We start from the raw sequence: 502 nt of genomic DNA, 5'->3' as shown, positions 1-502 counted from the left end.
TATAGAAGCGATTGTTAAAGCGGGCGCTGATGGTTACTTACTGAAAGATACTGAACCCGATGAGTTGATTGAACTGCTTAAGCAAGCACATAGCGGCGATAAGGCATACAGCAGTGTGGTAGCTCGTTATTTGAATGATGCTGACAGTCGAAATGATATCTTCGACCAACTGACTGAACGTGAAATGCAAATTCTTCAAGAAGTCGCGAAAGGTTACCGTAACAAGCAGATCGCCGATCACCTGTTTATTTCTGAATCGACAGTTAAGGTACATATGAAGAGTTTGTTGAAAAAGCTGCAAGTGCCTTCTCGTACCGCAGCAACCGTTCTTTATTTAGAACGTTATGGTGACATGAAGTAGGGCTTGTTCTTTTTAAGTAATACTATTTAAAGCTGTGCTGTTTCAATCCCTTGTGACATTTTTAGTGTCATGCTCCAATAGATAGAGTTTTGAATTCTCTAATTAATATGACGCAAAAAAGGCGCTGAACTTATTAAGTTC

The 502-nt window shown here is 39.6% G+C and carries 1 protein-coding gene; it reads left to right on the top strand.

Annotation, left to right across the window (positions count from 1 at the left end; translation table 11 throughout):
* On the top strand, positions 1 to 361 hold a 361-nt coding region (locus tag AB4653_RS28020; RefSeq protein ID WP_372071673.1), incomplete at its 5' end, for a LuxR C-terminal-related transcriptional regulator.
* Positions 362 to 502: the final 141 nt, after the last annotated feature.

Source organism: Vibrio sp. 10N.222.48.A3, from assembly GCF_041475345.1.
GTDB lineage: Bacteria > Pseudomonadota > Gammaproteobacteria > Enterobacterales > Vibrionaceae > Vibrio > Vibrio tasmaniensis_A.
The sequence above is the reverse complement of the archived record's forward strand: the minus strand, read 5'-3'. Positions and strand labels throughout refer to the sequence as shown.